A 17,288-nucleotide genomic window follows, 5' to 3' on the forward strand; every position below is an offset into this window, starting at 1 on the left:
GTTTAATTATTATAAGAATCGCAAAATCAATTTGCTTTATGAAATTGCCTGACGCTTTGTTGTTCGTCAATTACAATAAATTCAATTTAAAAATATAATTATATGTCCGAGATTTATTTGAAATATTAGAACTCAATTGAATATTTTATTTTCTAGTAGAAGATATTTTTAGAAATTTCTTGTTTAGCATATTTCGGCATGGCAGGCTGTGACCTGCTCTGCTGTTCGATGTCACGCAGGCGGCGAACATCACCCGGAATGGCTCCTATCCGCCATCGGTCGGGCGCCAATCCACCGGCAAGATACGTTCAGGCAGCACGATGCTGCTGCTTTCGTTCGTTTCCGCCGCGGATTGCGCAAGGCTGATGGTGTAGGTGCCGGCGGCGATCCTCCAGCGATGGTTCTTCTCATCCCAGCGGGCCAGCAAACGCGGATCAATGGTCACGCTGACCTCCCGGCTTTGCCCCGGCTCCAGCGTCACCTTCTGCCAGCCTCCGAGCCGCCGGGGTGCCTCCCATCCTGCAGCCGGAGCCGCGCCGACATAGATTTGCGGCACGACGGCCCCCTGGCGCTGCCCTTTGTTGGCAACCCTGAAGTGTGCCGTCACACCCGCGCCCTGGCGTGTGGCCTGAAGTCCCGAGACGCTGAAGCTGGTATAGGAAAGGCCATGCCCGAAGGGGAAGGCCGGTTTCAACCCCTTCGCCTCGAACCATTTGTACCCGACCGTCGCCCCTTCGGTGTAGGTGACATCGCCGCCATGCGGGGCCTCGTGATGCGGCAGTTGAGCAATATCCGCCGGAAAGGTCGCCGGCAGATGGCCCGAGGGGTTCGCCACGCCGAACAGGAGATTGGCGATGGCTTCACCCCCCGCGGTTCCCGGATACCACGCCTCAAGGATCGCCCCGACCTGATCACGCCAGGGGGTCAGGATCGGCCCTCCGGTCTCCAGAACCACCACGGTCTTGGGCTGCGCTGCCGCCACGGATTGGATCAGCGCATCCTGATTGCCATCCAGATTAAGGCTGACATCGAAGCCCTCGCCTGCCCATTGCGTGCCGAAAACAAGCGCGACATCGCTGCTTTTGGCCAGGGCTGCGGCCTGCGCCGGGTCCGTTCCGTCAGCAAATTGGATCGTGGCATTGGGCGCCAGCTTCCGGATCGCCTCAAGCGGAGAGGAGGGATCGTAAATGACCGGCCCCGGCCAGGAGGTCGGCGTCAGGCCGGGCACCGCATTGCCGCCGCGCGGATAGACCGCCGAGGAGCCGCCCCCGGCCAGCACGCCCTTGTCGGCATGGCCGCCGATGATGGCAATGGAACGGATGCCCGGCCCCAGCGGCAGCAGGCTGTTCCTGTTCTGCAGCAGCACCGCCCCGGCCTCGGCATCCGCGCGGGTCACCTGCGCATGCGCGGCATAGTCGATGCTGGCGGATTGATCGCTGGTCGGCTTGTCGAGCAGGCCATTGGCCACCATGGCGCGCAGAACCCGCCGCGCCATCTGCGTCAGGCGGGCTTCGCTCACCTGACCGCTCGCGACGGCCTTCTTCAGCGGCTCTGCGAAGTAGGGCTCCTTGTCAAAGGGATAGCCTGACTCCTGATCGAGCCCGGCCACGGCTGCCTGCACCGTGGAATGGGTCGCCCCCCAGTCGCTCATGACATATCCCGGCCAGTGCCAATCATGGCGCAGCACCTGCGTCAACAGAAAGGGATTCTCGCAAGCGCGCAGGCCATCGACCTTGTTGTAGGAGCACATCACCGAGCCGGGCGCGCCGCGTTCAATGCCGAACTGGAAGGCCAGCAGATCCGACATGCGTGCCGCGCCGTGATCGATCAGCACATTGCTGGTGCCGTCGCGCTCGGTCTCCTGATCGTTGAGGGCGTAATGCTTGATCGTGGCGATGACGCCGTTCGACTGGATGCCGGCGATCTGCTCACCGACCATGATGCCCGCCAGCAGCGGGTCCTCGCCGCCATATTCGAAGCCCCGGCCATTGCGCGGCTCACGCAGCAGATCGACCCCGCCCGCGAGCATCACATTGAAGCCCGAGCGCTTGGCCTCGTCTCCGATCATCGCGCCACCCTTGCGGGCCATGTCCGGGGCCCAACTGGCGGCTGTGGCGATCCCGGCGGGCAGGGAGGTGCGCAGGCGCTTCTCCTTTGCGGCGCCCTGCGTCGCCACGCCCACCCCAGCATCGGTCTGCCACTGCGGCGGGATGCCCAGCCGTGGAATGCCCGGCACAAAACCCGCCGATCCATCCAGCGCCAGCGGTGGGCGTGCATAATGGTTGCGGTTGGCATCATCGGTGCCGAACAGGCCGAAGACGAGCGTGAGCTTTTCATCCCGCGTCATCTGCGCAATCAGGGCGTCGGTCCGCGCGTCCACGGGGGATTGCGCGGTTGCTGTCTGTGCGGACAGGCTTGAGGACAGGCTGGTCGCCAGAAGCATGGCTGCGGCAGGCAGGATCGACTTCACCATTGTTCTCCGATTGGTATTCTTGCGCGGCTGGATTGATGGGGAGGAGACGCGGCGCTCAGGCTGCGTCGAGGATGCTGCGTTGGTAGAGGCGCGCCGGTTCGCCACCCAGGGCGAAATAGGGTTTGAACACCGTCGTGCCTGTTGCGTCGTGCAAGGTCCACTCGGCAGCAGCCGGGGCGACCTGTCGCAGTTGCATCAGATCACGCTGATGGTGAAGGGCAAAGCGGTCGCCGGTCGCGAAGAGGGCGAGTGGGCCGTAAACGGCCGCCACGCGGTCGGGATGTTGGGCATCGACAGCTTCCAGGCGCAGAGGGAGATCGAAGCGCAGATCGACCTTGTCCCCGGTCTGCCATGTCCGCGCGATGGTCAAAAAGCGCCCGGAGGTAACGCTGGCAACATCTCGCCCGTTCACCGACACCCGTGTCCCCGGCCCGGCCCAGGCCGGAATGCGGAGCCGCAGCGCCATGGCCACCGGGCGCGGCGCCTCAATGTGCAGCGCCATGGTGGGTTCGAGCGGATAATTGCCGTGCTGGGTCAATGTCAGCAGCGGCTCTCCATGCCTGCGCCAGACCATCCGGGAAGGTGTGTAGAGATTGACGAAAAGCCCCTTGTCGTCACGCAGATAGGCACTGATGCCATAGTCCGCCGTGAGTTGGCCGATCGAACCGGCGCAGCAGGGGCAGCTCGATTCATAATAAGATTTGGCGCCGATATCGTTATAGTCGGCATAATATTGGCCGACGCCGTCGGAGCGCAAGGGCAGCAGGCCCAGCGCGGCATTGTAGAAGAGCTTCTCCATGCCATCGCCATAGCGGCTGTCCTGCGTGACGCGCATCAGATAGCGCGCCACCTTGAAATGGCCATAGGTGCCGCAGGGCGCCTCGAAGGTGCGATGCGTACCGCTCAGGCTGGCGCCAAGGCGGCCCGAACCGGCTTCGACGAAGGCTTCGTCAGGGCCCCAGCCGCCAGTGGCAAAACTCTGATCTCTGACGAAATCCATGCCATTGCGCACCGCGGCCAGCAGGGCAGGATCATGCTCTTGGAGATAGCCGCGCATGGCCGAGGCCAGCGCATTGACATGGCTGTAGGCATGGCGCCCGGCCAGCACATTGCGTCCGGCGGCCAGAGGATCGAGGTAGCTCTCCCGCAGAAGATAGGCTGGTGCCATCCGGCGGAAGCGGTCTCCGGCTCCGATCTCGGCTGCCAGATAGAGATTTTCCGCGAGCGTATAGGTTTCGTCCCAGCCGAAGGCGACATTGGGCCTGGCATTCGCCTGGGTTACGGCGCGGTCCAGCGCCTTGCCCGGAAGATAAGGCAAGACGGCTTCGGTGGTGGGGGCGATGAGTTGCAAGGCCTGCCGATTGCCGGTGAACCGGAAGGCATCGATCAAGCCGATCATCAACTTGTCGTAAGTATAGGCCGGGATAGGATAGTTGGCATAGAATTTGGGCGAGATGGTCGGCGCATAGGCAGCGACCAGCCTTGCGACTTTCTGATGCGCGCGCTGATCCCCGGTCACAGCATAGCCGCGTGCCAGTGCCGACATATACTGACCGAAGCTGTGACCGGGAATATAGCCCGTCAAATTGCCCGGCGGGTTGAAAGAGGGATCGGGATCATACCAGCCGCCCAGCGCAGGGCCTGAGACAGGCAGATCGACGGCGGCGCGGAATGGCCGCAGCAGCGCATCGTCGCTCATGTTGATCACGGCGTCGAGGGTTTGGTCGACCTGTTGGCGGACGCCGCCATCAAGCAAGGTCACATCGCCATAATCGGGCTCGTCAAGCAGCGTGGCGGATGCTGCTGCGGCAGTTGCATGTACCCGATTTGTCAGAGTAAAATTGGCCGTGACCGCGACTCCGGCCAGCATGCCACGTCTGTCGATGATCACGTAACCCCCTCCCACTTTGCCTAACGGTAGGAACCGTGCTGCCCGCCTATCAGGATTGGTCTCTTATATGTCTTTGAAAATTCGGAAAAGATGTTCAAGAATCACTTTATGGTGTATGACTTCATCATCTTGCTTCAGCAATTTACGTGATCAGTTCAAAAACGCAAATTTCTTTTTTAATTGACGAGCGCCACTGCTCAGAGACATGAGGAAAAATCATGTCCGACAAAAAGAGCATGCTAACGAGGGGCAGGATCGAGTTCAGGCAACGCGCCGATAGGCGACGATCAACGCAGCCGCAACGGCCAGCAAAACAGCCACCAGACCTGCGGTTTCGAAGCGATGCATGGCGATAGCATGCTCGTCGGTGGCGATACGTCGATAGAGGGCGTTTATCTCGACCATATCGTCCTGGCTCAGCCGATGTTTCGGCAATGAGCGGTCCTGATAGAAATATTTGGTCATCGCGTTGAACTCCAGCGCACTCGCGATGAACATCTCCTGGGGGTTGAGGTCTGAGGTGACCCAGCGATAATCCTTGTAAGGCAATTCCTGCGTGGCGCGCACATCGACATTGGCGAAGTCAGGCTTGATGGCACCCTCATGGAACCAGCCGGGAGAGAACAGGCTGGCCTCATCTGTACGTGCCAGATGAGTGACGGGACGGTTGATGATCTCGACCACGCGCGCGATGGCCTGGGCCTTGTCCTGCTCAGCCGAAACAGACGGCGCGGTGGCCGCCAGACCGGGCGCGGAAAACGGCAGGCACAAGGCCGCAGCAAGCCACAGTCTCGATGATCGGGTCATGTCAGAATCCATGTGCTCGTTGCAATGTGACGATAGCTTGCGGGCCTTTCCCATTCTCTAACATCCGCCCGATTGCAGCCCTTGACATCCCCTGGCGGATCAAAGTTCCGGCGAGTGTCCCGATCACGACATCCTGTGCCAAAGCTTGAAAGGAGATGGAGGCGAGGCTTCGACGAGGATCCAATGTGAGGCCCAGAACGGTTGCGGATCCGCCCGGGAAACGCGCATCGGATAAGCCTGTCGGCAACCGGACCTGGCCGCTTCTCAGGTCCACGCGCAGCGGGCGGGCGCCGGCAAGGCGAAACTGATAGTCATCGATCAGATAGTCCTGCCGGACAGGCCACCAACTGGTCGGATTGTGCAGAGGAAGGCGGGATGTCGATCCATCGGTGTAGTTGTGTTTCCTCCGTAGAGGGGCCGATTGAAGCGCTCTTTGCCGTTCAGGATCCGGAATGAGCCTGCATCAGGTCTGTATCTGAATATGATATGTGTCCGAGATGCGCTTTCTGGATTGGCGTTGAATCGGACAGAAGGGTCCCTCGTCAGCGGGGCAAGACGCGTAAACCGTTCTCTCTCAAACGGATCGGGTGTGTAGACGAGGGCGCGTTTCACTCAGGAACAGGCAGGCCAGAATGATGGCTGCCCCAGCTCCTGCCGCGAGCCATAATGGGGCGGTCAGGTCGAAGCGCTCGACCAGATAGCCACCCAATACAGGCCCGAGGGTGGCGCCCAGCGCATCGCCACCGATCGAAACGAAGCCGACGGCGGTGGCTGTCTGCCCGCTCGGTGCCAATTCCATGGGCACCAGCACCATGGCCAGCGCGGCAATGGCGGGGCCTGCCGAAGTCAACATGGCCACCGGGGCCAGCAGTCGCGCATCGAGCCCCGGCAGCAGAAAGCCCAGCGGCAGGACTGTGGCGATCGCGGCCGCCGTCAGCAGAGCCGGGCGCCGTCCGATCCGGTCGGACAGGGCGGGCCAGGTGAGGCAATAGAGGAAGCCGCCAAGGCCCGAAGCGCCCAGAATCCAGCCGATCTGCGTGCCGGAAAAGCCTTTGGTCTGGCTCATGAACAGCGGGGCGAAAGTGTTGAAGGCAAAAATCCACACAGTCAGCATCAGCGCGGCCAGGAAGCACAACCACAGATCGCGCGAGGCAAGCACCGCGCGGGCCGCGGCAAGGCTGGCGCGGGCGGTATGGGGTTTCCGCGAGGGTTCGGGCACCTGACGGGCAACCACGATCGCCAGGATCAGGCCTGGAATACCCGCCGCGAAGAAGGCCGTCTGCCAGCCAAAATGGGCCGCGATCTGCGTGGCGAACACCGGGCCGATGGTCGAACCCACCAGTGACCCGGCGCAGACCACGATGCCCACATTGCGCCCGCGCCGCTCGGGCGTCGAGAGGTCTTCCATGGTGGCCATGATGACCGACCAGCAAGGCCCCTCCGCGAGGCCGAGCAAAGCGCGGATCAACAGCATCTCCTCGAAATTGCGGGCCAGACCCGATACCCATGACAGCAGGGAAAAGACCACCATCGCAGGCACCAGCACCCGCTTGCGCCCCACCCGGTCCGAGACCATGCCGAAGACAAAGGTGGACAGCGCCCAGCACACCGAAACGGCGCCCGCCAGCAGGCCGATCTGGCTGGGTGAAAGATGGAGGCCGCGCTCCAGATCGGGGCCAAGGAACAGTTGCTCCATGCGGTCGAGCATCACCGTGCCGAAGCAGGCGGCCAGAATCAGCGCCACGCCGATTTCGGATGGGGTTTCAGAAGGGCGAGAGGTCATGGGGCAGGGGCTCCTCAGCGCATCGCATAGGACAGGGTGACGCCGAAGGTGCGCGGGGCCGCCGGGAAATAGGCATCGCCGAAGGTGTCGGGCTGAACGTCGGAATAGTAGTGTTTGTTGCCGATGTTCTCGGCCCAGACCTTCACGCTGATGCGCGGCAACATCTCGACGGTGACCGATCCGTTGAACAACCCATAGGCGGGCTGGTGCACGCGGTTCTGGGGATCGAAGAAGAAGCCGTCATTGTAGCTGTAGGAGCCCGCCAGCGTGGTGCGTCCGATGGGTGTGGCAAAGGCATATTGCGCCGAAAGGCTCAGCACCAGCTCGGGGGCCAGCACCGGCACCTTGCCGCTGGCATCGCCCACCGAGGCAATCAGACCACCGGCAGGCGCGGCAGGCAGGGTGAAATAAAGCGCATTGGTAAAGCCCGCGCCATAGAGCCCATGCAGATAGGACAGGTTCGCCTGCGCCGTCAGCCCGCGCGCCGGGGCGGCTTCCAGCTCCAGATCCACGCCCTTGAACGAGGCATTGGCGCCATTGTAGAAGATCGGCGTGGTCAGCCCGTTGGGGATGCCGCGGATCTGGATGTCCTTCACCTCATTGTCGAACAGGGCGATGTTGGCGCGCAGCTTGTGGCTGAAAAGGTCTGATTTCAGGCCGATCTCATAGGCATCCACCGTCTGGGGGCGCACCGAGGGCAGGTTGGGGTTGGTGGCGTTGAACAGCCCGCTTTTGAAGCCCCGGCTATAAGAGGCATAGAGCAGCACATCGCGCGTCGCCTGCTGGTCGAGCGCCACGCGCCAGCTCGGTTTCTTGTCCTCCAGCGACTGGCGGGGATAGGTCGTGGCGGGCACGGTGGGATCGCTGATGGTGGTGACGAAATCGATATGGCGCTTGTCGATGGTGTAGCGCAGGCCACCGGTCAGATGGGTGCCTTTGGCAATCTCATAGGTGGCCTGGCCATAGGCGGCAAAGCTCTGCGTGTTGGCCCAGGAGAAGGTGTCGGCATAGGCCAGCGGCGCCACGGCAAGGCCCGAGACCTGAACCGGCACCGTCTTGAGTTCATTGCCGTAATAGAAGGCGCCTAGGGTCCATTTGAGTGGACCATCGCCGTTGGAGGCAAGCTGGAATTCCTGGGTCCAGGAATAGCTCAGGCTGTTGATGTTGAGGTTGAGCAGCGGGACCGGCGACAGATCCTTCTCGGTGGTCAGCCGGAAATGGACGAAATCACGGCTGGTGATGCTGGTCAGCGTGGCGAAGCCCAGATCATGCTTGAAGGTCGCGGAATAGTTCTGCTGATCGGTGCCGGTGCGCAGATCATTGTTGGTCGTGGTGTTGTAGAAGCCGTTGTAGCCCGGCGTTCCCACCACGGTCAGTTCGCCCGGGATCAGCGCCCCGCCTTGCAGATTGGGGGCATAGGCATGCGAATACATCGCGGCCAGGGTCAGGCTGGTGCCGCTGTCGATGGTCCAGAGCAGCTTGCTGCGCACCCCGCCATATTCGCCCTTGTAGGCATCCTGACCCGTGGTCAGATTCTTGCCCCAGCCCTTGCCCTGATGGTTGTAATTGCCCGAGACATCGATCGCCAGATTGTCGGTGATGCCGGTGGTGGCATAGAGCCCGGCGGTGACGGTGTCGTAATTGCCATAGCCGATCTGGGCCTTGAGATTGGTATCGGCGGAAGGGGCGGGGGTGATGATCTGGATCAGCCCGCCGCTGGCATTGCGCCCGAACAGCGTGCCCTGCGGGCCTTTCAGGATCTCGATCCGCTGGATGTTGTTGAAGGCAAACAGCGAGGCCGTGGGGGAGGGCTGATAGACGCCATCGATATAGACCGCATTGGCCGATTCATCCGCGCCCGACCCGGTGCCGCCCACGCCGCGGATGGCGATGGAGGCACCGCCAAGCCCCGTCGAGACATGGACGGCAGGCGCCAGCGTTGTCAGGTCCGAAGTGGAGGCGACACCGATCTGGCTGAGCCTCTCCGCGCTGGCGGCGGTCACCGCGATGGGCACCTTCTGCATGCTCTCGCTGCGGCGCTGGGCGGTGACGATGATATCGGCGACGCCGGGTGCCGGCGGGGTGGCTTCCTGCGCCTGCGCGGCCGAGGCAAGGCAGACGGCCAGCGCAGATGCGCCACTGAATCCCAGAGTTCGACGGATGGTGATGTGCACGATCTTCTCCCTTTCCCCGGCCTGTTCTGTGCTGGCTTGTGGGGGCAAATTGACGGTCAGGAATGGTTACAGCCGGTGCGCGGTGCTCCGGCCAAAGGTTGGGAACATGGGATGCGGTGCCCAGGCGACCTGTGCGTCGATCACCACCGATGTTTCGGCGGCAAGGGCGCGGGCCATCACGGCATCAAGGTCTTCCGCTCGTTCCAGCCGCTCGCCATGGCAGCCAAAGGCGCGGGCGATGGCGGCATAGTCGGTGCCCTCGAGATCGGTGCCGATCTCGAAGCCATTCTTGCGCTGGGCGGCGCGGATCACGCCCCAACTGGCGTTGTTGTGAATGACGGTGATGACCTTCAGCCCATAGCGCCGGGCGGTGTCCAACTCCTGCAGGGTGAAACCGAAAGCGCCGTCTCCGGTCAGGCAGAAGACGCGCCGGTCGGGATGCGCGCGCGCCATCGCCAAAGCGGCGGGCAGGCCGAAGCCGAGATGCGACATGCCGGGTTCGTGAAAGCGGGTGGAGGGGCTCAGGGCCGGTGTGAACTCATTGCTCCAGAAGCTCGTGTGGCCGCCATCGAAGGTGACCAGATCATCGGAACGGATGTGGCGGGCAATGCCTTGTGCCAGCGCTCCGGGATGCATCTGGCCGTCGATATCGGCCAGAGCGATGGCTGCGCGCGCGCTGTCGCGCTTCGCGACCAGGCCGGGCAACCAATCCGCATCCGGGGCAAGTTCGATATCGGTCAGGGCTTCAAGCAGGGCCTCCAGCGCCAGAGCCGCGTCGCTGGTGAGGCCAAGGGTCAAGGGCAGGGTCTGGCCCAGGGCGGCAGGATCGATGTCGATCTGCACCAGCTTGCGCGTCGGGCGGTCATCCCACTTGGGCGGGCCATCCACCCACATGAAGGAGGAAAAGCGGCAGCCGAAGGCCAGCACCAGATCCGCCTGCTGCATGGCCTCGACCACGGCAGGCCCCCCAACAAATCCGCCCTGACCCAGGCAGAGAGGGTGATCCTGAGGAATGACACCCAGTCCCATCTGCGTGGTCATGCCGGGGCAGCCGATCCTCTCCAGCAGCGCGACGAGGCGGGTGCAGGCCTCAGGCCCCGACCGGGCCACACCGCCGCCTGCGACGATCAGAGGGCGCTTTGCATTGCGTAGCAGATCGACCACCTGCGCCACATCCCGCGCATGAGGGGCAGGCGGACGGCCCATGAAGCTGGCCATGGGGCATCCAGCTCGGCGCGGCTGTAGCGGAACGTACCGCCCAGAATTTCGGCCGGAATATCGAGATGCACCGGGCCGGGGCGACCGCTCAGGGCCTCCCGCAAGGCACGGTGGAACAGTTCGGGGAGGCGCTCGCCGATGGTGACCCGGCAGGTCCATTTCGTCAGTTGGCGATAGAGCGCCTCATTGTCGGTCGAGCTGAAACCGCCCCGGTGCGGGTGCATGATGGCAGAGGGGTTGCTTGAGGTGATCGCCAGCACCGGGAGATGATTGGCCCAGGCCCCGCCCAGCGCGCTGAGCAGATTGAGCCCGCCTGGCCCGGTTTCGCCAAGACACAGCGCGATGCGGCCGGTGGAGGCCGCGATCCCGCTGGCCATGAATGCAGCGCTGGCCTCATGGCGGACGCCGGTGAAGCGCATGTCGTCACAGGCGGACAGTGCCTTGAACAGCGGCGACAGCTTGCCGCTGGCCAGACCAAAGACCTCGGTGATGCGGAGATGACGCAGAATGTGAACCACCGCTTCGGCGCCGGTCATGGAAACGTGGGTAAGGTCGTCGTGATCCGGCATAACGGGCTTTCGATGTTTCGGCGCGAGGGAGGCGGGTGCTCGCAGCCCATCTCCATCCTGGCGGTGGGAAGAAATTGCTGGAGAAGTGATATTCAATCAAATCGTATGATTTGCATGGTGTATAAATATGAGTGATACCTCGATCTGAAGCACCGCCGTAGCGAGGAAGCCATGATCGACCCGCGCCACCTCACCCATCTGCTCGCCATCCATGAACAGGGATCGCTCAGCCTTGCCGGGCAGGCTCTCAACCTGTCGCAACCGGCTCTCTCGAACAGCATCGCCGTTCTGGAGCAGCGTCTTGGTGCGCCCGTGCTGATCCGCAATGCGCGGGGGGCGGTCGTCAATGAATTGGGCGCTGCGTTGGTCAGGCGAGCACGAGAAATCCGCTCCGTGCTCGATCACGCCGATCAAGAGGCCATGCTGCTGCGCCGGGGACGGATCGGTCCGCTGGCGGTTGGTGTGACCCCCAGCCTGGTGGAGCAGTTCATTCCAGATGTGTTGGAGGTGTTGCTGGCGGACTTGCCGCAATTGTCGATTTCGGTGATCGAGGGGCTGGACGGCCCGCTCAATGAGGCCCTTATCGCCGGCGAGCTGGATGTTGTCGTCGCCTCGGTCGGGCAACCCAATGCTTCACCCGACATCGCCGAGGAGCTGCTGATCTCCGATCCATTTCTGCTGGCCGTTCATGAGAACTCCCCGCTGATGGCGCGCCAACACCTGAAGCTCTCCGAGACATTGGAGGAGCTGTGGGTGGTGCCGCGTCCGGGAGGCTCGGCCTTTGCTCACACACAGGCCATGTTTCTGAACGCGGGTGTCGATTGGCCAAAGCGCACATTGTCGACCAATTCGGTGGCGCTCACGCACCGTCTGGTTGCCCGGATCGGGGCTGTCGCGCTCGTCAATCGCATCACGGCGCGCGGCTGGCTGGCGCCTGTCCGCACCATTCCTGTGGCCGAAGCGGGGCATCGCAAGATCGGCCTGCGGCGGCGACGAACCAGCGAAGCCTCTCCTTCCGTGCAGGCCTTCGCGCAGATTGCCACGCAGGTGCTGCAACGTCAGGCGGTGAGCGCCTGATGCGGTGAAAAGCGGCGCCGGAACGTGCGGGGCGGGATCGGATGTTGCGATGATATCCGGCGCGGGTATGCGCGGAGGCCACCGGCAAGGTGACCTCCGCGTGATGGATTGCCAGTCAGGCGGTCACGCGATGCCCGGCAGGGACAGGCCCGCCGCCGCGACAATCGCGCCCGAGCGGATCAGGCGGTTGGCCGCTTCCATATCGGGGTAGAAATGACGGTCGTCCTCCAGCGCGGGGACCACGCGACGGGTGGCGGCGCGCACCGCTTCCAGTGCATCGCTGGAGGTGAGCCCTGTGTGGAAATCGGCGCCCTGACAGGCGGCGAGCAGTTCGATGCCCAGCACGGCCGTGGCATTGGCCGCCATCTCCATCAGACGGCGCGCGCCATGGGCGGCCATGGAGACATGGTCCTCCTGATTGGCGCTGGTGGGGATGGAATCGACGCTGGCGGGAAAGGCGCGCTGCTTGTTCTCGCTGACCAGCGCGGCGGCGGTGACCTGCGGGATCATAAAGCCGGAGTTGAGGCCGGGGCGCGGGGTGAGGAAGGCGGGCAGGCCCGACAGCGCCGGATCGACCAGCATGGCCACGCGACGCTCGGCGATCGAGCCGATCTCGCAGATGGCCATGGCGATCATATCGGCGGCAAAGGCGACCGGCTCGGCATGGAAATTGCCGCCCGAGAGCGCTTCATCGGTCTCGGGGAAGATCAGCGGATTGTCCGAGACGCCATTGGCCTCGGTGGTCAGCGTGGTGGCGGCCTGACGCAGCACATCGAGCGCGGCGCCCATCACCTGCGGCTGGCAGCGCAGGCAGTAGGGGTCCTGCACGCGCGGATCGTCTTCGCGGTGCGAGGCGCGGATCGCCGAGCCCTGCATCAGCGTGCGCAGCGCCTCGCCCACTTCCATCTGGCCGGGGTGACGGCGCAGCAGATGGATGCGCGGGTCGAAGGGCGCATCGGTGCCCTTGGCCGCTTCGGTCGAGAGCGCCCCGGTGATCAGCGCCGACTGGAACAGCAGTTCGGCCTCGAACAGCCCGGCCAGCGCATTGGCGGTGGAGAATTGCGTACCGTTGAGCAGCGCCAGCCCTTCCTTGGGGCCCAGCTCGATGGGCCCCAGCCCGGCCTTGGCGAGGGCTTCCACGGCGGGCAGCACCGCTCCATCGATCTCGATCTCGCCCACGCCGATCATCGTCGCGGTCATATGCGAGAGCGGCGCCAGATCGCCGCTGGCCCCCACGGACCCTTGCGAGGGCACGACCGGCGTCAGCCCGCGCATCAACATGGCGTCGAGCAGCGCCACCGTCTCGGGCCGCACGCCGCTGGCGCCATGGCCGAGGCTGGCGAGCTTCAGCGCCATCATCAGCCGCACCACCGGCACGGGGCTGGGGGCGCCGGTGCCCGCCGCATGGCTGAGCACGATGTTGCGCTGGAGGATGGCCAGCTCATCGTCGGCGATCTTCACGCTGGCCAGCTTGCCGAACCCGGTGTTGATGCCATAGACTGGCACGCCCTTGGCCAGAATGCGGGTGATCGCCGCCGCGCTGGCCGCAATCGCCGGGGCCGCCGCCGGGTCGAGCCTGACCGGGCTCCCCTGATAGATGGCGCGCCAGTGGGCCAGCGGCACATCGCCGGGGGTGAGGATGATCTCGTTCATGATCCACTCCAGATGCAGGCATGGAGCGGATTCAACCCCATGCGGTAGACACGTTCGGCGGGATGTTCGACATCCCGGATGGCAAGGTCGCAGCGCTTGCCGGGGTCCAGCGAGCCGGTCTTATCGGCCATGCCCAGGGCTCGCGCCGCGTTGATGGTGATCCCCATGTTCATCGCCGGCAGCAGCGAGGTGAGGGGGAACTGCCCGGATTGCAGCCGGTTGCGATGATCATCGATACACCCGCCGCCCGCAACACTGCGCAGATGCGTTTCGCGCGTGACATTGAGCGAGTCATGGGTGGCGGCCATGGATTCCTTGCCCGCCATGGCCCGCAGGCGGGCATCGCCCCACAGCCGATGGCGGACGGCTTGTTTGGGCGAAGGGTCGGCTGGCATGGCCGGGACGCTCCCTGATTGGCATGGACTCGGTTGCATGGCGTCGGGAGTATGTATAGACATAAACATGGTGACACAAGCCCCGCCATCGACATCATGGAACTGTCTGATCGTCCGCTTTGCCGCGACGCGGGAGAAGCTCGCCTGGCATCTCGATAAGGCGCTGCTGCCCGCGGTTGGCGCCGACAGGGCGGAACACCATGCCCTCGCGTTGCCCTGTTGTTGGTCGTTCTGACGGGTGTGATCCGGCTGGGTTTCGCGCGAATATGTGTGACAATAATCCTATCGATAGATAGGCATTGACGTGCGACGCATTCCGACGCTAATGGCGCATCGTAACTACCGACTGATAGGTTACTCAATCATCTCGCTTGCCGCATGCAAGGACCCGCCCGGCCATGGCGTCGCGGCGCATCAAGGCCCTGTATCGGCAAGCCGCATCTGGCCGGACAAACTGCCCGGCTATCCTCTTGACAGGCAGGAGCATGCCATGGATCGTCGCCTTCTGATGTTGGCTCTGGGCATGTTCGCCCTGGGGACTGACAGCTTCGTCATTGCCGGCGTGCTGCCGGAAATTTCCCGCAATTTCCACGTCAGCATCGGTGCGGCCGGGCAATTGACGACGGTCTATGCCATCGCCTATGCGCTGCTGTCGCCGATTGCGGCGGCGATTCTTGCGCATGTCGAGCGCAAGCGGCTGATGCTGTCGGGCCTCGCCATTTTCATTCTTGCCAATCTTGCCACCGCCTATGCGCCGGATTTCGCTTTTGCGCTGGCGGCGCGGGCCTTGGCCGGTCTGGGCGCCGCCATGTACGCCCCTACTGCGACGGGCGCCGGAGCCAGCATCGTGCCGGCGGACAGGCGCGGCTTTGCCCTGTCGGTGGTGATCGCGGGGCTCACCGCCTCGACAGCGCTGGGCGCGCCGATCGGCACGGTGATCGGCGGGCTGGGCGACTGGCGCTATACGATGATTTTTGTCTCGGCGATCAGCATCGTGACGGCTCTGGGCATCACCACCTTCCTCAAGGACATTCCCGTACCGCCGGCGATCACGCTGCAGCAGCGGATGGCGCCTTTCGCGGATCGTCGCATAGGGCTCACGCTGCTGACGACCTTGCTGGTGCAGTGCGGCAACTTCGCGGTCTACACCTATTTCGCGGTGATTTTCGACCGCGCGACGGGCGGCAATCCGCTGATTCTGGGCGCATTGCTGGTGTTGTGGGGGACCTCAGGCACGGTGATGAACCTGGTGGGAGGGCGCGTGATCGACAGGATTGGCACGCGGCGCATCCTCAACACCATGCTGGTGACGCTGATCCTGGTGATGACCACGCTGTCCTGGGCCGGAGCCTCGCTGCCCACCGCGATCGTCGTGATCGTGCTCTATGGCGCGAACAGTTGGGGGCAGTTGGCCGCGCAGCAGCACAGGCTGGTCTCGGCCATGCCCACGGCGGCCTCGATCGTGCTGGGGCTGAACACGTCGGCGACCTATTTCGGTGTCGCTTCGGCCGGGGTGATCGGTGCGGCGGGGCTGAGTCTTGTCGGGGCGCATAACATCGGCTGGGTCAGTTTTGTGCTCTATGGCGGCGGTTTGATCGCGGCGGAGGCGGCGCACCGGGCCATCGCCAACCATCGGGCGGAGGCGCCCGCTGCCGCTCTGGTTGCCGCCAAGGCCTGATCCCAAGCTGTTTCAGAGACGATGGCCGGGCGAAAGTCCGGCCATTTTTGTGCGTGACCTGCATTCGTCGTTCAAATTGTCTATCTACTGATAGATTGCTATTGACATCCTTGCCCGGATGCATCACATCGCGATCAGCCTATCACATGATAGGCATGTTTCAAAACATACTCCATTCGAAGATCACGGTTCCCGGTGACGGCTTGCCCACAGGCATGCCGTCTCTCCGGCAAACGCGTCTTCCCGCTGCCTTCCAAGCCACCTGCCGCTCTCGACCCGCGAGGCGCGCAGCGAAGTCCTGTGCCTCGCGATGCCGGTCATCGCTTTTTCCGAAGAGGGGAAATCATGAACCAGATTCAAGAACTCGACGCGGATGATGCCGCAATCATCGGTGAACAACCGCGATCCCGCGCCAGGGTCTGGCTGGCCAGCGGCGCGGCCATTGCCGTGCTTGTCGCCGCCGGGCAATTCGGCTCCAGCCTGTTTGCCACGGTGGCCCCGGCCGCACCGCCGCCGCCCACCGTGTCGGTCAGCGCTCCCCTGCAGCGCCCCATCGACCAGCGCCTCAATTTCCTTGGCCAGTTCGCGGCAACCAGCCAGGTCGAGATCCGCGCTCAGGTTGGCGGCACGCTCAAGGCGGTGACTTTCAAGGATGGTTCGGTCGTTCAGCGCGGCAGCCTGCTGTTCCAGATCGATCCGGTGCCCTACCAGATCAAGGTCGATCAGGCCCGCGCTGAACTGGAAGCCGCCAATGCCCGCCTCTCGCTGGCCGCGCGCGAACTTACCCGCGCCGAGCAGCTCAAAGCCAGCGATGCCGGATCGGCCCAGAATGTCGATCAGAGGCGCGCTGAAAAGGCTTCCGCCGTGGCCGCCGTCAACGGTGCCCGCGCAACCTTGCATGACGCCATGTTCGATCTGGAAAAGACCCGCGTCTATGCGCCCTTCACCGGACGGATCGGCACGCATCTGGTTTCGGCGGGCAATCTGGTGGCGGGCAGCCGCGCCGCCACCAGCCCGACCACCCTGCTGACCACGCTGGTCTCGATCGATCCGGTGTGGCTCAACTTCGACATGAGCGAGGCCGATTACGCCGCCTTCCAGCGGGACCGGCCCAAGGGCGCTCTGGCCAACAAGGTCGAGGTGGCGCTGGGCGGCGATGGTGCCTTCACAAGGCAGGGCACGCTCGATTTTCTGGACAACAGCATCGACCGGGCCAGCGGCACGATCCATGCCCGCGCTACGCTGAGCAATGCTGATACCACGCTGACGCCCGGCGCTTTTGGGCGGGTCCGTCTGGCGGTGTCTGGCGCGCGGCCCGCGCTGCTGGTGCCCGATGCGGCAGTGCTGACCGATCAGGGTGATCATGCCGTCTATGTCGTGGGCAAGGGCAATATGGTCGCTCAGAAGAAGGTCACTGTCGGCGATCTGCGCGGGGGCTTGCGCGTCATCACCTCCGGCCTGAGCGCGCAGGACAGGGTCGTCATCGACGGCATTCCAGTGGTCAAGCCCGGCGCTCCAATCACCCCTCAGGCCGGCGCGATCCGGTTCGACGCAGAGCAGGATTGAGGCC

General features: G+C 63.7%; 11 protein-coding genes and 1 pseudogene. 3 read left to right on the plus strand and 9 right to left on the minus strand.

Annotated features, from left to right (window positions below):
- Nucleotides 1-265: 265 nt before the first annotated feature.
- The 7 genes from ABDW49_RS24205 to ABDW49_RS24235 all read right to left on the minus strand — a co-directional run bounded on the left by ABDW49_RS24205 (nucleotide 266) and on the right by ABDW49_RS24235 (nucleotide 10,915).
- Complete coding sequence (locus ABDW49_RS24205) at nucleotides 266-2,473, minus strand: glycoside hydrolase family 3 C-terminal domain-containing protein (protein ID WP_343615978.1); 2,208 nt, start codon at nucleotides 2,471-2,473, stop codon at nucleotides 266-268.
- 55 nt (nucleotides 2,474-2,528) lie between these two features.
- Nucleotides 2,529-4,364, minus strand: a complete 1,836-nt coding sequence (locus tag ABDW49_RS24210) for a beta-L-arabinofuranosidase domain-containing protein (RefSeq protein WP_343615980.1) — start codon at nucleotides 4,362-4,364, stop codon at nucleotides 2,529-2,531.
- Nucleotides 4,365-4,625: 261 nt separating this feature from the next.
- Nucleotides 4,626-5,171, minus strand: a complete 546-nt coding sequence (locus ABDW49_RS24215) for a hypothetical protein (protein WP_343615981.1) — start codon at nucleotides 5,169-5,171, stop codon at nucleotides 4,626-4,628.
- Nucleotides 5,172-5,745: 574 nt separating this feature from the next.
- Complete coding sequence (locus ABDW49_RS24220) at nucleotides 5,746-6,954, minus strand: MFS transporter (protein ID WP_343615983.1); 1,209 nt, start codon at nucleotides 6,952-6,954, stop codon at nucleotides 5,746-5,748.
- 14 nt (nucleotides 6,955-6,968) lie between these two features.
- Nucleotides 6,969-9,128 carry a TonB-dependent receptor gene (locus ABDW49_RS24225; RefSeq protein ID WP_343615984.1) on the minus strand — a complete coding sequence of 720 codons (2,160 nt, stop codon included), beginning with the start codon at nucleotides 9,126-9,128 and terminating at the stop codon, nucleotides 6,969-6,971.
- A gap of 66 nt (nucleotides 9,129-9,194) precedes the next feature.
- Nucleotides 9,195-10,346, minus strand: coding sequence for a thiamine pyrophosphate-binding protein (locus ABDW49_RS24230; RefSeq protein WP_343615986.1), 1,152 nt, complete (start codon nucleotides 10,344-10,346; stop codon nucleotides 9,195-9,197).
- On the minus strand, nucleotides 10,256-10,915 hold the full coding sequence (locus ABDW49_RS24235) for a thiamine pyrophosphate-binding protein (protein ID WP_343615988.1): 660 nt from the start codon (nucleotides 10,913-10,915) through the stop codon (nucleotides 10,256-10,258). The genes ABDW49_RS24230 and ABDW49_RS24235 overlap by 91 nt, the downstream gene beginning before the upstream one ends.
- Before the next feature lie 171 nt (nucleotides 10,916-11,086).
- On the opposite strand from ABDW49_RS24235, the gene ABDW49_RS24240 reads away from it, so the two are divergent.
- Nucleotides 11,087-11,992, plus strand: coding sequence for a LysR family transcriptional regulator (locus tag ABDW49_RS24240; RefSeq protein WP_343615991.1), 906 nt, complete (start codon nucleotides 11,087-11,089; stop codon nucleotides 11,990-11,992).
- Between the two features lie 123 nt (nucleotides 11,993-12,115).
- Here the strand turns inward: ABDW49_RS24240 and hutH are convergent, their stop codons facing one another.
- Entirely contained in the window at nucleotides 12,116-13,645 is a 1,530-nt protein-coding gene (gene hutH / locus ABDW49_RS24245; RefSeq protein WP_343615996.1) for a histidine ammonia-lyase, read from the minus strand.
- Nucleotides 13,642-13,898, minus strand: a pseudogene (locus ABDW49_RS24250) (amidohydrolase family protein); the annotation flags it as partial. The pseudogene ABDW49_RS24250 and the gene hutH, both read right to left, overlap by 4 nt.
- A gap of 632 nt (nucleotides 13,899-14,530) precedes the next feature.
- Here ABDW49_RS24250 and ABDW49_RS24255 point away from each other — a divergent pair.
- Nucleotides 14,531-15,718, plus strand: a complete 1,188-nt coding sequence (locus tag ABDW49_RS24255; RefSeq protein ID WP_343615998.1) for an MFS transporter — start codon at nucleotides 14,531-14,533, stop codon at nucleotides 15,716-15,718.
- A 345-nt stretch (nucleotides 15,719-16,063) separates the two neighbouring features.
- Nucleotides 16,064-17,284, plus strand: a complete 1,221-nt coding sequence (locus ABDW49_RS24260) for an efflux RND transporter periplasmic adaptor subunit (RefSeq protein WP_343616000.1) — start codon at nucleotides 16,064-16,066, stop codon at nucleotides 17,282-17,284.
- Nucleotides 17,285-17,288: the final 4 nt, after the last annotated feature.

The sequence above is a fragment of the Novosphingobium sp. genome (genome assembly GCF_039595395.1).
Lineage (GTDB): Bacteria > Pseudomonadota > Alphaproteobacteria > Sphingomonadales > Sphingomonadaceae > Novosphingobium.

Coding starts and splice junctions, on each gene's coding strand:
- ABDW49_RS24255 (WP_343615998.1), top strand. CDS start 14,531: ATGGATCGTCGCCTTCTGATGTTGGCTCTGGGCATGTTCGCCCTGGGG.
- ABDW49_RS24220 (WP_343615983.1), bottom strand. CDS start 6,954: ATGACCTCTCGCCCTTCTGAAACCCCATCCGAAATCGGCGTGGCGCTG.
- ABDW49_RS24235 (WP_343615988.1), bottom strand. CDS start 10,915: ATGCCGGATCACGACGACCTTACCCACGTTTCCATGACCGGCGCCGAA.
- ABDW49_RS24240 (WP_343615991.1), top strand. CDS start 11,087: ATGATCGACCCGCGCCACCTCACCCATCTGCTCGCCATCCATGAACAG.
- ABDW49_RS24205 (WP_343615978.1), bottom strand. CDS start 2,473: ATGGTGAAGTCGATCCTGCCTGCCGCAGCCATGCTTCTGGCGACCAGC.
- ABDW49_RS24215 (WP_343615981.1), bottom strand. CDS start 5,171: ATGACCCGATCATCGAGACTGTGGCTTGCTGCGGCCTTGTGCCTGCCG.
- hutH (WP_343615996.1), bottom strand. CDS start 13,645: ATGAACGAGATCATCCTCACCCCCGGCGATGTGCCGCTGGCCCACTGG.
- ABDW49_RS24230 (WP_343615986.1), bottom strand. CDS start 10,346: ATGGCCAGCTTCATGGGCCGTCCGCCTGCCCCTCATGCGCGGGATGTG.
- ABDW49_RS24260 (WP_343616000.1), top strand. CDS start 16,064: ATGAACCAGATTCAAGAACTCGACGCGGATGATGCCGCAATCATCGGT.